The organism is Corynebacterium sp. HMSC078H07 (genome assembly GCF_001812805.1).
In the GTDB taxonomy this organism is placed as follows: Bacteria; Actinomycetota; Actinomycetes; order Mycobacteriales; family Mycobacteriaceae; genus Corynebacterium.
Genome location: NZ_KV810490.1, coordinates 63,499 through 82,811 on the forward strand (window position 1 = coordinate 63,499; position 19,313 = coordinate 82,811).

Here is a 19,313-nt window from a genome sequence, read left to right on the forward strand (position 1 = left end):
GGGCCAGACCATGGTGGGGGCTCACTTGCCCTCCTGCTCCCGGATGCGCTTATCCGACATCACCTTGTGTGCCGCCACGATGTGGGCCAGTGCCTCATCCGGATCATCGGTCACGAGGAAGAGATCCAAGTCCTCCGGGCTAATGAAACCTCCATCTGCCAGCGTGTTCTTCATCCACTCCACCAGGCCGGACCAGTAGTCGGTGCCCATAAGCACGATGGGATAGTTGGTCACCTTGCCGGTCTGAACCATGCACATGACCTCGAAGAATTCATCCATCGTGCCCATACCGCCGGGCAGGCAGATGAAGGCCTGGGAGTATTTGAGGAACATGGTTTTGCGTGCGAAGAAGTAGCGGAAGTTCAAGCCCAAGTCGACGTACGGGTTCAGGCCCTGCTCGTGCGGCAGCTCGATGCCCAAGCCCACCGAAAGCCCACCAGCCTCGTGCGCGCCGCGGTTGGCCGCTTCCATGATGCCGGGGCCACCACCGGTAATGACGGCGTACTGGGCCTCCGCCAGGCGCTTGCCGACGTTAACACCAAGTTGGTAGATCGGATCCTCCTCGCGCGAACGCGCCGATCCGAAGACGGTCACGGCCTTCGGGAGCTTGGCCAGGGCGTCGAAACCGTCGACGAATTCGCCCTGGATGCGCAGGACGCGCCACGGATCTGCATGCTGCCACTCGTGATCCGCGCCGGATTGCAGAAGGCGCTGGTCAAAGGTGGAGGACTGCTCGCCGGCGGTGCGGACGAGCAGTGGGCCGCGGAGAGTGCGGATTTGCTCGGGGGTCATGGTGGATTATCCCTTCAGGTAGTTCAAGAGAGCGTGAGAAACCTCGGTAATCTGCTCGACGGGGACTTGTTCGTCCTTCTTATGAGCAAAGCCCGGATCACCGGATCCAAAGTTAACGGCTGGGGTTCCCATCTCGGAGAAGCGGGCGACGTCGGTCCAGCCGTACTTGGCGCGGACGTTGCCCCCGACGGCGTCGACAAGCGCACGTGCCGCCGGCTGGCCCAGGCCTGGCATGGCGGCACTGGCGATGTCATCGACGTCAATGCTGACGTTCTCGTGCTCGCCGATGATCTCCTTCATGTGCGCCAACGCCTCCTCCGCGGTGCGGTCAGGCGCGAAGCGGAAGTTGACGAACATCCAGGCCTCATCCGGAATCGTGTTGGTAGCCACGCCGGATTCCAGGTGCACGATATTGAGGCCTTCCTTGTAGGTGCAGCCATCAATCTCCACGTCACGCGGCTGGTAGTTGGCCACGTTCATCATCACCGGGGCCAAGGTGTGCGCGGCATTGGAGCCCAGCCACGCACGGGCCGAATGCGCACGGGTGCCATGTGCTGTCACGCGCAGGCGGATGGTGCCCTGACAGCCGGCCTCAATCATGGCGCCGGAGGGCTCGCCCAGCAGCGCGAGGTCTCCCTGCAACCACTCCGGGTGATCCTTCTGCAGATGGCCCAAGCCGTTGAACTCGGTGGCCACCTCCTCGCCCTCGTAGGCGATGACGGTGAGATCGTGCTTGAGCTCCTCTGAGTCATAGAGTTGCGCAAAGGCGTTGAGGTAGACGGCCATTCCGGACTTCATGTCCACGGTGCCGCAGCCATACATAGTGGTGCCATCCTCCGACATGGAGTGAGGCACGTTATCGGCCAGCGGCACGGTGTCGATGTGGCCCGCGAGCACGACGCGAGTCTTCAGACCGCGATTGGTGCGGGCACAGACAGTGTTGCCGTAGCGCTCAACCTCGACCTTGCTCTGGTCTAGGCCGCGCAGGGCCTCCTCGACGGCAGTGGCAATAGCCTCCTCGTGGTGAGAGGGACTGGGGATATCCACCAGTGCCTTGGTGAGCTCAATGGGGTCGGCGAAGAGATTTAAAGTCACAACCCGCCATGCTAGCGTTCCCCGTCAGTTAGTGCATTGCGTAAAGTACTTCCCGTTGCAAATAATCAACGTTGTTAAAGGTGATCTCACATGGCTGCGGCCACACAACTCAAAACCCGACACCTCACCATGATGGGCCTCGGCTCAGCGGTAGGCGCGGGTCTCTTCCTCGGCGTAGGACTGGGAATCCAGGTCTCCGGCACGTCTATCCTCGTCTCCTATGCGGTGGCTGGCGTACTCATCGCCTTGGTGATGTGGATGCTCGGAGAAATGGCCTCTGCCCGCCCCTCCCTGGGAGCCTTCTCTACCTATGCGGGCCAGGCTTTTGGGCCCTGGGCGCGATTTACTCTGGGCTGGATTTATTGGTTCATGCTCGTCATGGTCATGGGCGCTGAAATCACCGGTGCTGCGGCCATCGTTTCCAACTGGTTTGGTGTGGATCCGTGGATTCCGGCCCTGGTGGCCGTGGTTTTCTTTGCGGTGGTCAATTTTGCGGCCGTGGGCGGCTTTGGCGAGTTTGAATTCTGGTTTGCCATCATCAAAGTAGGCACCATTGTCGCCTTCCTTGGCGTCGGTGTGCTCATGGCACTAGGTATTCTGCCCGGCATGGACCTCTCCGTGGCCGGCCACAACTTTACGGAGAACTTCCTGCCCAACGGCGGACCGGGATTTGCTGCCGGACTACTCGCCGTGGCCTTTGCTTTCGGCGGCATTGAGCTGGTGACGATTGCCGCAGCCGAATCCGAGGATCCTGCCCACAACGTGGCCACGGCGGTCCGCGCCATCATCGTGCGCATCATGGTCTTCTACATCGGCTCCATCCTCGTCATCACAATGGCTCTGCCTTTTAGCTCCATCCAGGATGCTGACGTCGCAGCCGACTCGCCCTTCACGCTCGTCTTGGCTGCCGCGCAGATTCCTTTCGCCGCCGGCTTTATGGAGGCCATTATCGCCCTTGCGCTGCTCTCTGCCTTCAACGCGCAGATTTACGCCACCTCCCGTCTGGTCTACGACATGGCCAAGGACCACAGCGCGCACCACGTCTTCTTGAAGACCAACACCTCCGGCTCCCCAGTCTTCGCGGTGCTGCTGTCCATTATCTTCGCCTTCGCATCAGTGGTGCTGCAGTATTGGAATCCGCCGGGGCTGCTGGCCTTCCTCTTTAACGCGGTGGGCGGTTGCCTCTTGGTGATCTGGTGCTTCATCGTGGCCTCCTACATCAAGCTGCATCCTCAGCTCAAGGCCAATGGTGAACTCACCACGCTGCGCGTTCCGGGTTATCCGTGGCTGCCGTGGCTGACCGTGCTGGCCCTGGTGGGCCTGACTCTGCTCATGCTTTTCGACGCCTCCGCCCGCAACCAAGTCATTGCCGTCCTCATCCTCACGGCCGGGCTCATTGTGATCTTCTACCTACTCCCGGGTAGGAAGAAGCGACACTCAGGCGCGTAGCTGCTAGGGTGTGACGCTATGACTACTGCTTCCGCACGTGGCCTGGCAACCATTACCCACGACGGCACCGTCTTGGACGTCTGGTTCCCAGCAGTCCACCTCGATACCCCTGTAGATGCCAGCGGCACCAAGCGCTTGGAGGAGACTCCGCAGCAGTTCGCCGAACTCGTTGGTCCGGATGAAGAGCGCGGCGTGGCCCGCATTGCGGTGGAAACCTCCATCAAGGATCTGGACGAGGCCCCAGCCGATACGTACGACGCTTACCTGCGCCTTCACCTGCTTTCCCACCGCGCAGTCAAGCCGCACGGCCTGAACGTGGACGGAATCTTTGGCAAGCTGGCCAACGTGGTGTGGACCAACTACGGCCCCTGCGCGGTTGCTGATTTCCAGATGGTCCGCGGCCGCCTCGCCTCCCGCGGCCCGGTCGTGGTCTACTCCGTGGACAAGTTCCCACGCATGGTGGACTACGTCGTCCCGTCTGGCGTGCGCATTGGTGACGCCGACCGCGTCCGCCTGGGCGCTCACTTGGCTGAGGGCACCACTGTGATGCACGAGGGCTTCGTGAACTTCAACGCCGGCACCTTGGGCGCTTCCATGGTCGAGGGCCGAATTTCTGCGGGCGTCGTCGTGGGCGATGGCTCCGATATCGGGGGCGGCGCCTCCATCATGGGCACTTTGTCCGGCGGCGGCAAGGAGGTAATCTCCATCGGTGAGCGCTGCCTGCTCGGCGCTAACTCCGGCATTGGCATTTCGCTTGGCGACGACTCCGTTGTCGAAGCCGGCCTCTACGTCACCGCCGGCACCAAGATCGCCGTCTTTGGCAAGATCGCGCAGGCGCTCGACGTTGCTGAGGGCGACACTGTTAAGGGCTCCCAGCTCTCTGGTGTCTCGGGCGTGTTGCTGCGCCGCAACTCCGTGTCCGGCTCTGTCGAGGCAGTGGACTGGAAGTCCGATGCCGTGGCCCTCAACGAGGACCTGCACAAGAACTAAGCGCTGTTTGTTTGACCTCCCCGGGTTTCTGCCCGCGGAGGTCTTTTTATACCCCGGCGGCCCCAAGGCTGCCTCCGACTGCCTAGAATGCTAGAGGTGACTGCTCAAAACGATTCCTCTCCTCGCTCGCTCGGCAGCGGCCTCAAGGTCCGCCATCTCACCATGATGGGGCTGGGCTCCACCATTGGCGCGGGCCTTTTCTTGGGTACCGGCGTGGGCATTTCTGCCGCCGGCCCGGCTGTCCTTTTGGCCTATCTCATCGCTGGTTTCCTTGCCATCCTCGTCATGCAGATGCTTGGTGAAATGGGCACGGTCATCCCCGCCTCCGGCTCTTTCTCCGAATACGCGGAGCACGGCATTGGTCGTTGGGCTGGTTTTACTCAAGGCTGGATTTATTGGCTGGCCACCGTCGCTGTTCTTGGCGCCGAAATCACCGGCGCCGCAGGTTTCATCGGTGCGTGGTTCGACTGCCCACCGTGGATCCCTGCTGCCATCTGTGTCGCGCTCTTCGGCCTCATTAACCTGCTGCGTGTGCGCATGTTTGGCGAGTTCGAGTACTGGTTCGCCTTCATCAAGGTCGCCGTCATTGTCCTCTTCCTCATCATCGGCGCGCTCCTCGTCTTCGGCCTCCTGCCCGGCCACCCATTCATCGGCACGTCGGTCTTCCTCGAAGACGGCTTCATGCCTAACGGCCTCGGCGGCGTCGCCGCCGGCCTGCTTGCTGTAGCCTTCGCCTTCGGCGGCATTGAGGTCGTCGCCATCGCAGCTGCCGAGTCCGAGGACCCCGAGAAGTCCCTCGTCAACGCCGTACGCACCACGATTACGCGCATTTCGGTGTTCTACCTCGGGTCCGTCCTCGTCATCACCTTCCTCCTGCCTTACTCCTCGTTGGGCTCCGCGCAGTCCGCTGCCGAATCGCCCTTCACCATGGTGCTCGACCGCGCCGGCATCCCCGCCGCTGCGCTCATCATGGAGGTCGTCATCGTCCTCGCGCTGCTCTCCGCCTTCAACGCGCAGATTTACGCCTCTTCGCGCATGATGCATTCACTGGCCTCCCGCGGCGAGGCTCCCAAACTCTTCGCTACTACCGATCGTCGCGGCGTTCCCACAACCGCCATTGCTCTCTCCGTGGCGCTGTCCGTGGTCATGGTCGTGCTCAACTACGCCGATACCGGCTGGCTTTTGTCCTTCATGCTCAACGCAGCCGGCGCCTCGCTGCTCATCGTGTGGGTCTTCATTGCAGTCAGCCAATTGCGGTTGCGCCGCCAGCTCGAGGCCATCCACCCGTTGCCCGTGCGTATGTGGGCCTACCCCTACCTCACGTGGTTCGCTCTGGCGCTTTTTGCTGCCATTGCGGTGCTCATGCTTACCGACGCCTCCGCCCGCATCCAACTCCTCTCCGCCGCTTCCATGTTCGCGGTGCTCGCCGTCGCCGGCGTTATCAACGCAAAGGCCCGCGGCATCGCCCCAACGGCTCGCCTCCCGCTGCCTACCACTGCTGAGCTAGAAACGCGCTAAGCTCAAGCTCCTCTCTTCTCTCCACTACTATCTCTTTCACTGCCGTTCTCTCCCCATCTCTCCTCTCCCCCTGCCGTTCTCTCCCCAATTCTCCCTTCCCCCAACCCTCCCTTCGCGCTCACCAGCGACCACCAGAGCGCCGCTTCGACTCGCCCCGTGAGCGCAAAGGGCGTTGTGAGCTAATCTCGCACCACCCCGCGCCCTTCCCCATCCCTTCGCGCTCACCAGCGACCACCAGAGCGCCACTTCAACTCTCCCCGTGAGCGCGAGGGGCGGTGTTTGTTGGCTGGGGACGGGTCGGTGGCCTTTCCTCAGCCCTTCGCGCTCACAACCGGCCTCCACTACCACACTCCGCCACCCGCCGGTGAGCGCGAAGGGAAGTTATCCACAGGAGAACACGAATCGAGCCCTGGGGGCCGCTCGTGGAGGCTAGTTGTCCACAGGCTGAGGTTGGGGTGATGGGGGCGTCGCTAAGCACTGCTTATTTTCGGTGCTATGAGAACATGGACAACCGCAGAATTGCGCGCACAGGGACTCAGCAAAGAAGCTATCAGGCAAAGGCTCCGTGAGCGCACGCTCTTCCGTGTGCATCGAGGGATTTACACCGACGAGTGGACGCCGCTGGCGGTCGCGCGGGCTTTGGTGCACGGGTTGAGCAACATTCATTTCACCGGCAAGACTGCGCAAGAGATTTTCCTTGGGCGACAGCTGACGTTTCCGCTGGAAGCCGAGGGGCCGCGAACTCTTAAGGGGAAGACTTTTCGCGTGACGCATTCGCGGCTTCGCGCAATAACCAAGGTTGGAGGCTTGCCCGTTGTCGAGGCGTTATGGTCGGCGCGTCGAATAGCTGGCGCGAGCGGCCCTTTGCTGGAGAAGCATTATCGCGGCAAGGACGGGCCCGGGCGCTTAGACAAAGACCAGCAGAGGATGCGGCGAGTGCCCCGAAGGCTAAAGGAAGCGATTCGCAACACGCCGATAGGCACGGATAGCCGGTCGGAGCGCGAGCTCAGCCGGAGTTTGCGGGCGAAAGGAATTTACCCGGAACACAATGTGCTCATCGCGGGGTATCGCTTTGATTTTCTCATTGACAAACTCATCATCGAAGTTGATGGCTGGCAGTACCACAAAAGCAGTGAGGTTTTTCAGGCTGATCGGTCGAAACAAAATGCGGCTGTCGCTCATGGTTACACAGTTTTGCGCTTTACTGCCGACGATATCCGCTACCACCTCGATGATGCGCTCGACCTCATTAAAGCGACGCTTGAGCTGCTCAAAGGGCGAAAACCGCAACTGCCCTCGTGTGTGACTCAGCCCTATTGGATGTGGCATTTATGCCTACAACGGTTGCCTTAGTGTCAATTATTCTTTACACTGAGTCATGTAAGTGCGACACACCGTAAAGGAGGTTCGATGCCTGACCACCCAAACATGGTCCGCAAGTGGCGACGCTGGCTCGAGCTATCACAGGCAGAACTCGCCGAAAGAGCAGGCGTCTCCCGCCAGACCATCGCAAACATTGAACGCGGCAACTATTCCCCTTCAGTGCATCTTGCCCTAGACATCTGCCGTGAACTTGGAAAAACCGTCGAAGAAATTTTTGGAGATGATCAACATGATTAATGCAATTGCCAACTACTCACTTCGAGAAATCGAACGCGCATCCCACGACGAATACGAGCGCGAGACTTTCTACAAAGCCTGCACCATTGCTGCACCTCAAATCCAGTTCCTTGAGCTCGTTGTTGCCGCTATTTTCGCGTGGGTGCTCCCAGGTAAGATGAGTTTGCTTTGCCTCCTTGCCCTCGTGCCTTCAGTTATCGGAAATATCATCAGCACGGTGTGGCTGCGCCGCCGCGTCGCCATCCCGTTCGTTGGCCGCAATTGGCTCGCCATGGTCCTGTACCTCATCCCGCTCGCAGTTATGTTCACCGGTATTGCGTTTAACGCCTATGCACCTGAGCCCGCTGCCTACCTCATTGGCGCTGGAGCTGGTGTCATCACGGTGGTAATCCTGACGCCTTTCATCCGACGTCGCCAGCATCGTCGCGACCAGGCTCGCCTCGACGCCGAGCTCGAGGACTAGCCGCGTAGACTTCCCCACCCGCCCTTCGCGCTCACCGCGGAAGACGGGTGTTGCTGTTTTCTCATTCCGGTGAGCGCGAAGGGTGTCGGCTGCTGTTCTGGTGGTGGCTGCTGTTCTGGTGGTGGCTGCTCTTCTTGTACTACCTGCCCTTGGCGCTCACCGAATGCAAGATCCTCGCAGAATGAGTGTTTCCCGTGAGCGTGAAGGGAGAGATGGGTGGAGGCCCCGACCTTCGCGCTCACGGGAGTAGCACAAAGTCCCCGCATCCGAACGCCTGTGAGCGTGAAGGGTGGCGAGGCTTAAAAGCAGAAGGGGTGAAGGGTGGCGAGGCAGCAAAAAGGCCGCGAGGCGGTGAAGCTGTATCGAGAAGTGGCAACGAGGCTTAAGCAGGCTCAGTCTCGTGGACTACTACTGGCTGTTTAGGCTTGGAGCGGAAAGTCCACAGCTTGTTGAACACAAAATTGATGGGCATGGCCACGACGATGGAAATGGCATTCGCCCAGTAGTACATCGTGCGGAAGCCGGTGGTGTCATCGAAGATATGAGGCGGAAGCTGCAGCGGCGAGGTCGGATTCATGAGCAAGTATTGCACCGCGAGAGTTACCAAATAGGCGCCAAATCCGGTGATGAGGAATGGCAAGAATCCGCGCAACCACGACACCTTGTTCACGGACTTGAAGGTCCACATGCGGTTGAGCTGGTAGTTCCACGTATTGGCCACGAGGAAGGCGATGGTGGAAAAGAGCATGAACCAGCGCACGTGGAACTGGGTGCCAAAGAGATTGAACATCGCATCATGCGGGGTGGCACCAAACCATGCCAGGCCGCACTTCGCGGCCACGATGGAGGTCGCAATGTTGACCAGCGTGCCCGAACCGCCTACCAGTCCGAACTTGATGAACTGGCCAAGGTTCGAGGCAAAGCGAGCAAAGCTCAAGTCCGCCATGGACCCACCCTTCATGCAGAATGCTCAATATAGATGAATAAAACTTCGTACGAGTTTAGTCCCTCGCCTAGTACAAACTAAAAACGCGCGCCGTGCATGCGCTTAAACGCACGTTCTTGGCCACTGATGGGGTCAGGAAAGCGCATCGCGACGTGCGCAAGCTGCAGCGGTGAAGAAAAATCGTAAAGCGCCAGCCCGCGGTCGACGGGATAGGTATCGTCCCCCAGAATCGGATGGCCCAGGTGATTGAGCATCACGCGAATTTGGTGGGTATGGCCGGTGAGAGGCCAGACGTCGACAAGCGTGTCCTGCGCGCGCACGCGAGTCTCCGTGAGCGTCCCGAAAGGATCCACGCGCACTTGGCGCTCACCGCGCACGCGCCGCATGCCTAGGCGGACCGTACCGTCAAAAGAAAAGGGAGTGGCCACTCGAGCTTGATAGTGCTTCAGCACCGCGCGCTCCTGAAAAAGACGCTGGTAGCTAGACCGTGTGCGGGGATTTCGCGAGCACAACACTAGCCCCGCAGTCAGCCTATCCAGACGGTGCAGCGGAACAATCTCGTCCTCCCCGAAATCCGCGCGCAGCCGAGTCTGCAGGGTTTCACGCACGATGCGCCCATTCGACGTCGTGGGTAAGAAGTGCGGCTTATCGACGATTATCAGGTCCCCGTCCTCATACACCACCCGGTAGTCAAAAGGAATGGGTTCTTCACGCGGGATAGAAGGGTGATACCACGCCAACGTGGGCCCAGGAAGTAGAGTGCCTGGCTCCAAGCGGGTCCCGGACGAAAACGCGGAATCGCCCGCCTCCCCTGCCCAGTAGGTAGGAGAAGCAGGCACGATGCCAGTAAGCATCACCTTGCGCGGGCTAATACCTTCGCGCGCTGGTGGGCGAAAGGCCATTTACGCAGCCAAGCGGGCCACAGCTGCGGCGATGCGCTCATCAGTGCCGTTGAGACCAATGCGCACGTACTGTTCGCCGGCGGGACCATAAAAATCACCGGGGGCGACGAGGATGCCGCGTTCTGCCAGCCAATCGACGGTCGCCCGGCAATTCTCACCACGCGTAGCCCAAAGGTACATGCCAGCCTCCGAGTGCTCGATGGTGAAACCAGCATCGCTAAGCGCGCGCATGAGCTTGGCGCGGCGGGCGGCGTAGCGCTGGCGTTGGAGGGCTTCGGAGAGGTCGTCGTCAAGCGCGGCGACCATGGCGGCCTGGATGGGGCCCGGAACGATGAGCCCTGCGTGCTTGCGCAGCTCCAGCAGCTCGGTGATGAGTTCGGCATCGCCGGCAAGGAAACCGGCGCGGTAGGACGCCATGTTCGCGGTCTTGGACAACGAATGCATAGCGATAAGCCCGGTGCTGTCACCGTCGGTCACGCGCGGATCAAGGATGGAGACGGGCGGGTTGGCGTCATCCCAGCCGAGGCTCATGTAGCACTCGTCGGAGGCCACGATGGCATTGTTCGCACGCGCCCAAGCGACGATTTCGCGCAGCTTCTCGACGCCCAACACCTTGCCCGTCGGATTCGACGGCGAGTTGATGAACACGAGCGAGGCATCCTGGAAGTCCTCGTCTGCGCGAAGGGGATTGGCGCCGGCCAGAAGGGCACCGACCTCGTAGGTGGGGTATGCCACCGAGGGGAAGGCCACGGTCTGGCCGCGCATGCCCAACAAGGTGGGCAGCCACGCGATGGCTTCCTTGGTGCCGATGACCGGCAATACCGCATCCACCTGCATGTGGTAGCGGCGTTCCAAAGCCTTCGCGATGGCCTCCCGCAGCTCCGGGGTGCCCTGCGTCTGTGGGTAGCCAGGAGCTTCCGCTACGGAAGAAAGAGCTAGCTGCACACCGGGTGCGACTGGATCAACTGGGTTGCCTACAGAGAGGTCCACGATTCCATCCGGGTGGGTCTGGGCCTTCTTCTTGGCATCAGCCAAGGAGTTCCAGGGGAAATCCGGAAGAGCATCTCCGAGCGGCGTGCGGCTCATGGTCTACTCCTGGTTCTGGGGCGGGAGTGCGGCAATCATCGGGACATCGAAGTCCTGCGGTCCCAGCGCAGCCGCGCCGCCCGGGGAACCAAGATCATCGAAGAAGGCAGCGTTGGCGTCGTTGTAGTCGAGCCACTCATCCGGAACATCGTCCTCGTAGAAAATGGCTTCGACCGGGCAAGCAGGCTCGCAGGCGCCACAGTCCACGCACTCGTCCGGGTGGATGTAGAGCATGCGCTTGCCCTCGTAGATGCAGTCGACCGGGCACTCTTCAACGCAGCCGCGGTCCATCACGTCGACGCAAGGCTGCGCGATGGTGTAAGTCATAAGGGGTTCAAACTCCTGTGTGTCACGGGTTTTCTACGAATAACAGTATGCTACTCCGGCTTAAAAAATGGCCAAACGCTACCCGCGATTCCCGCCGTCAACAGCAGTAGGCTAAGAATATTATTGGCCAGCAAGGAACCATCACCGATGGCTCCTCCCAGCAGGAATGCGAAGAATCCGCCCGCCCACGCGAATCCCGGCAACCCTGCGATGTAGGGATTCTCACTCCACAGCCGCGCTGTGCGCGTGAGCACCCCGTTAAACCAGAAGGCGATAAGGACGGTGATGGGGAAAGGAACGCTGGTTCCGTCGAACCACGGCACGCGTGCGGTGAGGTACACCACCTCGAGGGTCAGCGAGCATAGTGCTCCCAACACCAGCCACACGAGGCCACCTATTTGCTCGCCGCGAGAGAAATCTGTGCGGATGGCGCGCTCGTTCACTTCTCCCCCAGCAACGTATCCTGTGCAGTCCCCTGACCTAGTTGGTAATACTCGTGGCGCAGCAGCGGCATGGTGAGCAGGTTGGACAGCGCGTAGGCAGCGGGTACTTCAGCGGGGTTACTGAGTCCAGCCTGGGCGGCCTGCGGATTGACGGGGGTGAGCGAGCCATCAGCCAGCCAGATTTGTGTGGCGTGGGCAAGCATGGCGGCGCGTTTGGAGGCGAGGGGGGCGTCGGAAAGCGCATAGGCCACGTCGAAACCTTCGGTGGTGAAGTTGTCCAGGTAGGCCTTGTCCGGCAGGCTCCAGCCCTCCGGCGGGGTGAGGGACTCCAGCGCGCGGTAGTGGGCAGCGCGCTCGAAAATGGCCCACCAGATGCGCTGCTCGGGCGCCGCGGCCGCATGCACCGCGCGGTGCACCGCAATGTGGTCTGGGTGGCCATAGCCGCCATCGGGGCCATAGGTAAGCACGGCATGCGGCTGCAAACGCTCCAGGTGAGCCTTGAGCAGGGATGCGGCCTCATCGACGCGGTTGACCAGCGCCTGCGGGTTCTCGTGTGCGGGTGAACCCGCCATGCCAGAATCGCGGAAGTGTCCGAACCCGCCGAGCTGGATGCCGTGAACTCCCAAAGCGTCAAGAGCACGTTTCAACTCCCAGGCACGGAAGCCGCCGAGGCGATCGCTTTCCGCCAGCGACTGGTAGGGCTCGCCGATGACCTCGCCTTCCTCGCCCAATGTCGCGGTAATGACGGTGACGTCGGCGCCGCGGGCAGCCATATCCGCTAAGGTGCCGCCGGTGAAGAGCACCTCGTCATCCGGGTGTGCATGCACGGCTACGACGCGGTAGCCGGTGAGATCATTAATCATCATCTATCCTCCACTGCGGTGCGCTGACGAGGCCTGAATCCCAGTCCTCGATGCTTTGTCCGCGCCCCACGATACCTTTGCCCAAGGCGTGAATTCGCACCTCATTCAGCAGAGGAACAAAGAGCACGTGCTCCGCATTAAGCTGCTTCACCCGCTCCTGGGCAGCCATGGAGTCAAGGGAACCATCGAGGATGTCCGCCGCAGTTTCCTCGGCCTGCTCGGGGCAGAAACCGCTGAGCTCACCTGCGGGGCTACTCGACGTCGCACAGGTGAAGAAGTCCGCCATACTCAACGAATCTTTCCCATTCTCGTCCCAGGCCAGGACCACGTCCACCTTGCCGGCGGGAAGCAGCTCCGTGGTGATGGTGCTGAGGCGTTCGGAGACAATCTCAACGTCGATAGCCTTCGACTGCAACAGGTCTGCGATGGTATTCGCAGCCGCCAGCGCAGTGGGGTTGAGCGGATCGACGGCGATGCGCAGTGGCTTGCGGCCAGCGCGCTCGCGTAACGGGAAGAGCTCGACGGGGTCGCTAAAGGGATTGTGGCCGGGCTCTAAGTTGGAGGAGCGGCCGGTGGCCAGACGCGCGATCTGCTCGGTGTCGAGCAAAGACGCCAGAGCGCGGCGTTGGGCTTCTTCCGGCAAAGCCTCCTCGAGAGTGGACATCTGCACGCGCAACTGGCGTGGGCGCGTCACTACCCCGGTGTTAACGTTGTTGAGCAGGCTCAGACTCTCCAGACTGGTCTGCTGCGGAGTAAAGTCCGCAAACCCAATCTGGTGCGAGCGCAGCATATTCACAGCCTGGGTGGTATCTCGAAGGGCGCGGAGCTGGATGACGTCAATGGTCGCCGGATCCTCACCCCAGAAGCGGTCATTGCGATTAAGAGTGATGACGCCGCGACTGCGGTCCATGCCGGCCACCATGTAGCGCCCAGCCGAAGCCGGAATGCCCTCCGAGAGAACGGAGGCAAACTCCTTGTCCACCAGCAAATGTGAGGGCAGCAAATGGGCGAAAAGCTTGTGCCAGTCTTCGACGCGCTGCTTAAAGTCCACCGTTACAACGCGGCCGCTTCCCGACGTCCTCACTGCCGATATCGCCTGATACCCCGACGCCGAATTTACCCCAGGTGTGCGGGTAATCTGTGACCACAGGTAGTGGAAATCCGAGCCGCTGATAGGCGTGCCGTCCGACCACTGTGCAGGCCCGGCAATGGTGTAGCGCACGCGCATGGCGACGTTACCTGAGGCATCAATCTCTTCTGCCGATTCCAGCACGTCCGTATCCATCTCATCGCCGTGGAAAGCGGAGGGAAGGACGAGCTCCGCAATCTGGCTCACCAATTCAGAGTTATTCGCTATGAGGTGCGGATTGAGGCCGCCGCGCAGTGGGTCCACGCCGATGGCCACTGTGCTGCGCTCAGGCAGCTCGTCTTCCTCCGGAACCTCCTCTGGGGTGGAGCTTTCCGTAGTCGACTCGGTGGGCGAAGAACTTTGCTCGTCCGCCTCGACGACGGGCGGTGGGCCAGGATTGACCTGGCAGGCGCTCAGCGCACTGACCAGCACGTACGCGGCCAGCAACCGGGGGAAACGGACCACGCCACCACACCTTCAACGCTTTACTTGTTGAGCTGCTTCGCGCGAGCGGCGGCGCGCTTGCGGTCGGTCGCGGACAGTTCGACCTTGCGCACGCGCAGGACCTTCGGGCCAACCTCGACGCACTCGTCGTTGCCACAGAACTCGAGTGCCTCATCGAGGGACAGGGTCTTCGCCTTGGCCAGGGTGACGGTGGCATCGGCGGTGGCGGAGCGCATGTTGGTGAGCTTCTTTTCCTTTGTGATGTTGATGTCCATATCTTCATCACGGTTGTTAGCACCAACGACCATGCCTTCGTAGGCCTCCATGCCCGGCTCGACGAAGAAATCGCCGCGGTCAGCCAGCTGCTGCAGAGCGTAGGCAGTGATCTGGCCGGAGCGGTCAGCCACGAGCGAGCCGGTTGGGCGGGCCTTGATTTCGCCAGCCCAGACGTCGAGACCATCGGAGATGGAGTTAGCGATACCGGCACCGCGGGTCTCGGTCAGGAACTGCGTGCGGAAACCAATGAGGCCACGGGCAGGGATGCGGAAGACCATGCGGACCCAGTCGCCCTCGCGCACGTCCATGGACTGCATCTGGCCCTTGCGGCCAGCCAGCAGCTGGGTGATAGCACCCTGGTGCTCGGAGGGGGAATCGATGGTGAGCATCTCGTAGGGCTCCATGGTCTTGCCATCGATAACCTGGGTGACCACCTGCGGCTTGCCGACGGTCAACTCGAAACCTTCGCGACGCATGTTCTCAATAAGCACGGACAGAGCCATCTCGCCGCGGCCCTGAACCTCCCAGGCATCCGGGCGGTCGGTCGGCAGCACCTTGATGGACACGTTACCGATGAGCTCCTGGTCCAGACGGGCCTTGACCATGCGGGCAGTGAGCTTGTCGCCGCCGCCCTGACCAGCCATAGGAGAAGTGTTAACGCCAATGGTCATGGAGATGGCCGGCTCATCAACCTTGATGCGCGGCAGCGGCTTCGGGTCCTCCACGTCGGCGATGGTGTCACCAATCATGATGTCGGAAATACCGGAGATCGCAACGATGTCACCGGCGATAGCCTCGGTATCGGGCTGGCGCTGGAAGCCGACGGTGCGCAAAAGCTCTGCCACCTTGACGGTCTTGGTATGCATCTCACCTTCATCATCGTAGTGAATCCAGGCCACCTGCTGGCCCTTCTTGATGGTGCCGGAGTAGATGCGCAGCAGAGCAATACGGCCCAGGAAGTCATCGGAGTCCAGGTTGGTCACATGGGCCTGCAGCGGGCCGTCGACGGAGGCGGAGGGCTCGGGGAGGACGTCGTAGATGACGTCGAAAAGCGCCTGCAGGTCCTCGGCATTCGGAACGTTGCCGTCGCCCGGGTTCTCGGTGGAGGCCTTGCCCTCGCGGCCGGAGGCGTAGAGCACCGGCAGGTCCAGCAGCTCCTCAGCGGCGGCAGCTGCTTCCTCGTCTTCGAGGCCGGCAGCGATCTCCAGCAGAAGATCCTGAGCCTCGCTGACAACCTCATCGATGCGGGCATCAGGGCGGTCGGTCTTGTTGACGCAGATGATCACCGGAAGCTTCGCCTCGAGGGCCTTGGTGAGGACGAAGCGGGTCTGCGGGAGGGGGCCTTCGGAGGCGTCGACAAGCAGCACGACGCCGTCCACCATGGAGATACCGCGCTCAACCTCGCCACCGAAGTCGGCGTGGCCCGGGGTATCGATGACGTTGATGATGAGATCTCCGCCATCCTTGCCCAAGCCCTTGCGGTGAATAGCGGTGTTTTTAGCCAAAATGGTGATGCCGCGCTCGCGCTCCTGATCGTTGGAGTCCATGACACGATCCGAGTGTTCGCCATGGTCGCCGAAAGCGCCGGACTGCTCCAGCATGCCGTTGACGAGGGTGGTTTTACCGTGGTCAACGTGTGCGACGATGGCTACGTTACGGAACTCAGTATTACTCACGTGTGGGGTGCTCCTTCAAGCATGATGCGTTAGCAGTGTGAACGGCCCTCAAATATACTCGCTCCCCCACATCGATGCAGCATTGCGCCCCTTGTGTAACGAATTCATATCGAGTACCGACATACCTCACAGTAGAGCTCGTTTCGAGTTGACTACGCCGAAAAAGTGAATATTGTGTCAGCAGATACTTTTGTGGCTCGTGTGACTAATGTTGTTTGCGCGTGCCGTCTCGATGCACAAGGAAGTCTATGGCTCTCGACGAACAGCACTCCACCGGTAGCGCCGCCCACCGCGGCCTTGCCGGAATCACTGCTGCCGTGATGCTGGGCCTGCTCAGCGTCACCCCTGCGCATGCTGACGCACCAGATCTCTCCTCCTTGGCCGCTACCGCCCACAGCAGCAGCCCACTGGACGGCCTCGGCCGCCCCACCCCGGAGACTCAGGAACGCGTCCGCGCTTTCGCTGCACAGCCATGGCTCCCCCAGGATGCTCGTAGCGTCATCCTCACCGCACTTACTTTCACCGCAGGTGAAGAAGGTGAAGGTGGCGTCGCCATGCCGGAGGGCAACAACCCCGCCTTCCGCCAGTTTTACTGGCCTACGGTCTCCGCGCAGTGCATCGGCGGGCAGGGCGATTCGGTCGGTTCGGCCATCGCTGTGCCCGGCCCTACCGATATCCCCGCGCCTGGCGCCGGTGAAGGCGAAACCGTCTTCCTTTTCACCGCTCTGGGCACGCCAACTGCCGCCGAGCAGCAGGGCTCGATGAACGTGCAGTGGTTCAACCTGGATACCCTCCAGTTTGGCACCACCCCACTGTTCAACAACGGCATCAACGCCGATGGTCCCACCACGGTTTCTGGCCGCGCCAGCACTGGTAAGGGCACGGTCGTGGCTATCCTGTCTGGTTCGGTCAACACTGCTGACTCCTCATGTTCTTTCCCACCCACCGCGGCCTTCCTCGAGGTGAACTAATGAGTACTGATCTTCATCCAGTCAAGCAGGAGACCTTTAATACGGCGGACAACACGAACGTTGACCCCAAGGGATTTTTGCGGGAGGTAGACACCTACCGCGTCACCGATTTCGGCCTCTACATGGCCCGCGGCGCCAACCACCCGCGCTTTGGCTACCTCGAATCGTGGCTCCTGCCGGAACTCGGCCTGCGTGCCAGCATCTTCCACTTCCGCGAGGGTGTAGAGGTGGAGCAGGACTTCTACTTTGATGTCGCCGATATTGATGTCGACGGCGACGTGTGGACCACGCGCGATCTGTATGTTGACCTGGTCTCCACCTCCGGCGAACCGGTCGACGTGCTCGATATCGACGAGCTCGCCGCCGCCACCTCCACAGGACTCATCAGCGCCGAGGAGGCCGAGCGCGCCATGGAGCGTACCCTCACGGCCGTCGAAGGTATTACGCGCTATGGCGATGACGCCATGAACTGGCTGCGCACGTTGGGCATGGAGCTCACGTGGGCTGAGAATGTGGAACTCGTACCGGCCGAGTAACCTAGGGAAAGCATTTCTCTCCCTACCTCAAAAGGATGTAAACCATGGCCGGTGGCCTGTTCGCCCTGCTTGACGACATCGCCCTCATCGCCCGCTCCGCTGCCTCCAGCGTTGATGACGTGGCAGCACTGGCAGGCAAGACATCCATGAAATCCGTTGGTGTGGTCGTCGACGATGCTGCTGTGACCCCACAATTCGTTGATGGCGTAAAACCGCAGCGCGAGCTGCCCATGATTTGGCGCATCACCAAGGGCTCGCTCATCAACAAGCTCATCATCATTTTGCCCATCGCGCTGATCCTCTCCTGGATTGCTCCGTGGGCCCTCACCCCGATTCTCATGTGCGGTGGTACGTACCTTTGCTTCGAGGGCGCGGAAAAGATTATCCACTTCCTCTTCCACCGCGGTGAGGAGGAAAAGAAACCCGTCCGGGAAGAAGGCGCAGACGCCGAAGATTCCCTGGTGCGCTCCGCTATTACGACCGACCTAATTCTCTCTGCGGAAATCATGGTCATCTCCCTCAACGAGGTCATTGACCAGCCTTTCTGGATGCGTCTCGCCTCCCTCATCATCGTCGGCATCATCCTGACCCTCGGCGTCTATGGCGCGGTCGCCGTGCTGGTGAAGATGGATGACATCGGCATGGGCCTACTGGAGCGCAACAACGGCGAGTCCGCGCTCGGCACCGCCCTGGTCAAGGGCATGCCCGTGGTCCTCGACATCATCGGCGTCATCGGTACCGCCGCGATGCTGTGGGTCGGTGGACACATCGTCATTAAGGGCTTGCATGAGTTCGGTGCGGAGCAGCCCTACGGCTTCATCCACAGCGTCACCGAAAACATCAGCAATGGCGCACTGACGTGGCTGGCAGATACCGGCATGTCCATGGTCTTCGGCCTCATTCTGGGCACCGTCGTGGCCACCGTCATCATGGCGGTCAAGGCCACCGCGGAGCGCGTGAAGTAGCGCCTACATAAACAGCAACAGCGACACCGCCATGATGGCCATACCGGCGATGAGCCCGTAAATGGCGAAGTGATGCTTACCGGTCTCCTCCGCGGTGGGCAAGAGCTCATCGAGGGAGATGAAGACCATGATGCCGGCGATGGCGGCGAAGCTAAAGCCCATCGTCACCGGCCCAATAAAGGGCATAAGAATAGCAAAGCCAATGAGCGCACCGACAGGCTCCGCGAGACCCGAGATGGTGGCCCACCAGAAGGCTTTCTTTCGCGAACCCGTCGCCGCGCGCAGAGGCACCGCCACGGCAATGCCCTCCGGAATATTGTGAATAGCAATCGCCACAGCAATCGGAATCGCAATTTCGGGTGCCTCAAGCCCAGAGAGGAACGTGGCAAACCCCTCAGGGAAGTTATGCAACGCCAGCGCGAAGGCGGTAAAAACTCCCGTCTTCATGAGTCTCCTGCGGCGCGCTTCCTCTTCCGTCGTCGCCGGCTCGTGCGGGTTGATTTCCTCCGGCACGGCGCGGTCAATGATGGCGATGACAGCAATGCCAACAAAGAAGGCAATAATCCCCGCCCATGTGGCAGCCTTTTCAGTGCCGTAGGCCTCCCCCAGTTTGGCAATGCCTTCCGGGAGAATCTCCATAAAGGACACGTAGAGCATCACTCCCGCTGACAGCCCCAAGGCGGTCGCCATAAACCCCGGTCCTGGCTCGCGCTTTCCGACGGCCAACGCGCCCCCGATGGACGTCGACAAGCCAGAAAAAAGCACGAGACCGAATGCGAAAGCGACGGTGGCTAGTTCCATAGTGGGAAACTATAGCGCTTC

The 19,313-nt window shown here is 61.0% G+C and carries 20 protein-coding genes; 9 read left to right on the top strand and 11 right to left on the bottom strand.

Annotation, left to right across the window (positions count from 1 at the left end; translation table 11 throughout):
* Positions 1 to 21: 21 nt before the first annotated feature.
* A complete protein-coding gene (locus HMPREF2875_RS07790) occupies positions 22 to 792 on the bottom strand; it encodes an LOG family protein (RefSeq protein ID WP_039674823.1) in 771 nt (256 codons plus the stop codon).
* 6 nt (positions 793 to 798) lie between these two features.
* Complete coding sequence (gene dapE, locus HMPREF2875_RS07795) at positions 799 to 1,887, bottom strand: succinyl-diaminopimelate desuccinylase (RefSeq protein WP_070671845.1); 1,089 nt, start codon at positions 1,885 to 1,887, stop codon at positions 799 to 801.
* A 90-nt stretch (positions 1,888 to 1,977) separates the two neighbouring features.
* Here dapE and HMPREF2875_RS07800 point away from each other — a divergent pair, with 90 nt between their 5' ends.
* From HMPREF2875_RS07800 to HMPREF2875_RS07825, 6 genes are all read left to right on the top strand, one after another.
* On the top strand, positions 1,978 to 3,336 hold the full coding sequence (locus HMPREF2875_RS07800; RefSeq protein WP_070671846.1) for an amino acid permease: 1,359 nt from the start codon (positions 1,978 to 1,980) through the stop codon (positions 3,334 to 3,336).
* Positions 3,337 to 3,354: 18 nt separating this feature from the next.
* Entirely contained in the window at positions 3,355 to 4,326 is a 972-nt protein-coding gene (gene dapD / locus HMPREF2875_RS07805) for a 2,3,4,5-tetrahydropyridine-2,6-dicarboxylate N-succinyltransferase (RefSeq protein ID WP_070671847.1), read from the top strand.
* 87 nt (positions 4,327 to 4,413) lie between these two features.
* On the top strand, positions 4,414 to 5,844 hold the full coding sequence (locus tag HMPREF2875_RS07810) for an amino acid permease (RefSeq protein WP_070671850.1): 1,431 nt from the start codon (positions 4,414 to 4,416) through the stop codon (positions 5,842 to 5,844).
* A 495-nt stretch (positions 5,845 to 6,339) separates the two neighbouring features.
* The gene (locus HMPREF2875_RS07815; protein ID WP_070671852.1) at positions 6,340 to 7,197 is read left to right on the top strand and encodes a DUF559 domain-containing protein; all 858 of its coding nucleotides are present in this window, start codon (positions 6,340 to 6,342) and stop codon (positions 7,195 to 7,197) included.
* Between the two features lie 57 nt (positions 7,198 to 7,254).
* On the top strand, positions 7,255 to 7,464 hold the full coding sequence (locus tag HMPREF2875_RS13830; RefSeq protein WP_070671854.1) for a helix-turn-helix transcriptional regulator: 210 nt from the start codon (positions 7,255 to 7,257) through the stop codon (positions 7,462 to 7,464).
* Positions 7,457 to 7,927, top strand: coding sequence for a hypothetical protein (locus HMPREF2875_RS07825; RefSeq protein WP_070671975.1), 471 nt, complete (start codon positions 7,457 to 7,459; stop codon positions 7,925 to 7,927). The genes HMPREF2875_RS13830 and HMPREF2875_RS07825 overlap by 8 nt, the downstream gene beginning before the upstream one ends.
* A 382-nt stretch (positions 7,928 to 8,309) precedes the next feature.
* Here the strand turns inward: HMPREF2875_RS07825 and HMPREF2875_RS07830 are convergent, their stop codons facing one another.
* The 8 genes from HMPREF2875_RS07830 to typA all read right to left on the bottom strand — a co-directional run bounded on the left by HMPREF2875_RS07830 (position 8,310) and on the right by typA (position 16,019).
* Positions 8,310 to 8,873, bottom strand: coding sequence for a GtrA family protein (locus HMPREF2875_RS07830; RefSeq protein WP_070671856.1), 564 nt, complete (start codon positions 8,871 to 8,873; stop codon positions 8,310 to 8,312).
* Between the two features lie 77 nt (positions 8,874 to 8,950).
* Positions 8,951 to 9,775: a pseudouridine synthase gene (locus tag HMPREF2875_RS07835; RefSeq protein WP_070671857.1), complete on the bottom strand. Its 825-nt coding sequence runs from the start codon at positions 9,773 to 9,775 to the stop codon at positions 8,951 to 8,953.
* The gene (dapC, locus tag HMPREF2875_RS07840; RefSeq protein ID WP_070671860.1) at positions 9,776 to 10,861 is read right to left on the bottom strand and encodes a succinyldiaminopimelate transaminase; all 1,086 of its coding nucleotides are present in this window, start codon (positions 10,859 to 10,861) and stop codon (positions 9,776 to 9,778) included.
* A 3-nt stretch (positions 10,862 to 10,864) separates the two neighbouring features.
* A complete protein-coding gene (gene fdxA, locus HMPREF2875_RS07845; protein WP_005327491.1) occupies positions 10,865 to 11,188 on the bottom strand; it encodes a ferredoxin in 324 nt (107 codons plus the stop codon).
* A 50-nt stretch (positions 11,189 to 11,238) separates the two neighbouring features.
* Positions 11,239 to 11,631 carry a hypothetical protein gene (locus HMPREF2875_RS07850; RefSeq protein WP_070671862.1) on the bottom strand — a complete coding sequence of 131 codons (393 nt, stop codon included), beginning with the start codon at positions 11,629 to 11,631 and terminating at the stop codon, positions 11,239 to 11,241.
* Positions 11,628 to 12,497, bottom strand: a complete 870-nt coding sequence (locus tag HMPREF2875_RS07855) for a PIG-L family deacetylase (protein ID WP_070671863.1) — start codon at positions 12,495 to 12,497, stop codon at positions 11,628 to 11,630. The genes HMPREF2875_RS07850 and HMPREF2875_RS07855 overlap by 4 nt, the downstream gene beginning before the upstream one ends.
* Positions 12,487 to 14,088: an ABC transporter family substrate-binding protein gene (locus HMPREF2875_RS07860; protein WP_070671865.1), complete on the bottom strand. Its 1,602-nt coding sequence runs from the start codon at positions 14,086 to 14,088 to the stop codon at positions 12,487 to 12,489. Before HMPREF2875_RS07860 ends, HMPREF2875_RS07855 begins: the two co-directional genes overlap by 11 nt.
* A 20-nt stretch (positions 14,089 to 14,108) precedes the next feature.
* Positions 14,109 to 16,019 (bottom strand): translational GTPase TypA, encoded by a 1,911-nt coding sequence (typA, locus tag HMPREF2875_RS07865; protein WP_070671867.1) that lies wholly within the window; start codon positions 16,017 to 16,019, stop codon positions 14,109 to 14,111.
* Positions 16,020 to 16,267: 248 nt separating this feature from the next.
* Here typA and HMPREF2875_RS07870 point away from each other — a divergent pair, with 248 nt between their 5' ends.
* The 3 genes from HMPREF2875_RS07870 to HMPREF2875_RS07880 are packed head-to-tail and all read left to right on the top strand — an operon-like array spanning position 16,268 to position 18,491.
* Positions 16,268 to 16,990: an Rv1157c family protein gene (locus HMPREF2875_RS07870; RefSeq protein ID WP_070671870.1), complete on the top strand. Its 723-nt coding sequence runs from the start codon at positions 16,268 to 16,270 to the stop codon at positions 16,988 to 16,990.
* Positions 16,990 to 17,526, top strand: a complete 537-nt coding sequence (locus HMPREF2875_RS07875) for a ribonuclease FAU-1 family protein (RefSeq protein ID WP_070671872.1) — start codon at positions 16,990 to 16,992, stop codon at positions 17,524 to 17,526. Before HMPREF2875_RS07870 ends, HMPREF2875_RS07875 begins: the two co-directional genes overlap by 1 nt.
* Before the next feature lie 44 nt (positions 17,527 to 17,570).
* Entirely contained in the window at positions 17,571 to 18,491 is a 921-nt protein-coding gene (locus tag HMPREF2875_RS07880; RefSeq protein ID WP_070671874.1) for a DUF808 domain-containing protein, read from the top strand.
* A gap of 3 nt (positions 18,492 to 18,494) precedes the next feature.
* Here HMPREF2875_RS07880 and zupT read toward each other — a convergent pair whose 3' ends face one another.
* Positions 18,495 to 19,292, bottom strand: a complete 798-nt coding sequence (gene zupT / locus HMPREF2875_RS07885) for a zinc transporter ZupT (protein WP_070671876.1) — start codon at positions 19,290 to 19,292, stop codon at positions 18,495 to 18,497.
* Positions 19,293 to 19,313 lie beyond the last annotated feature (21 nt).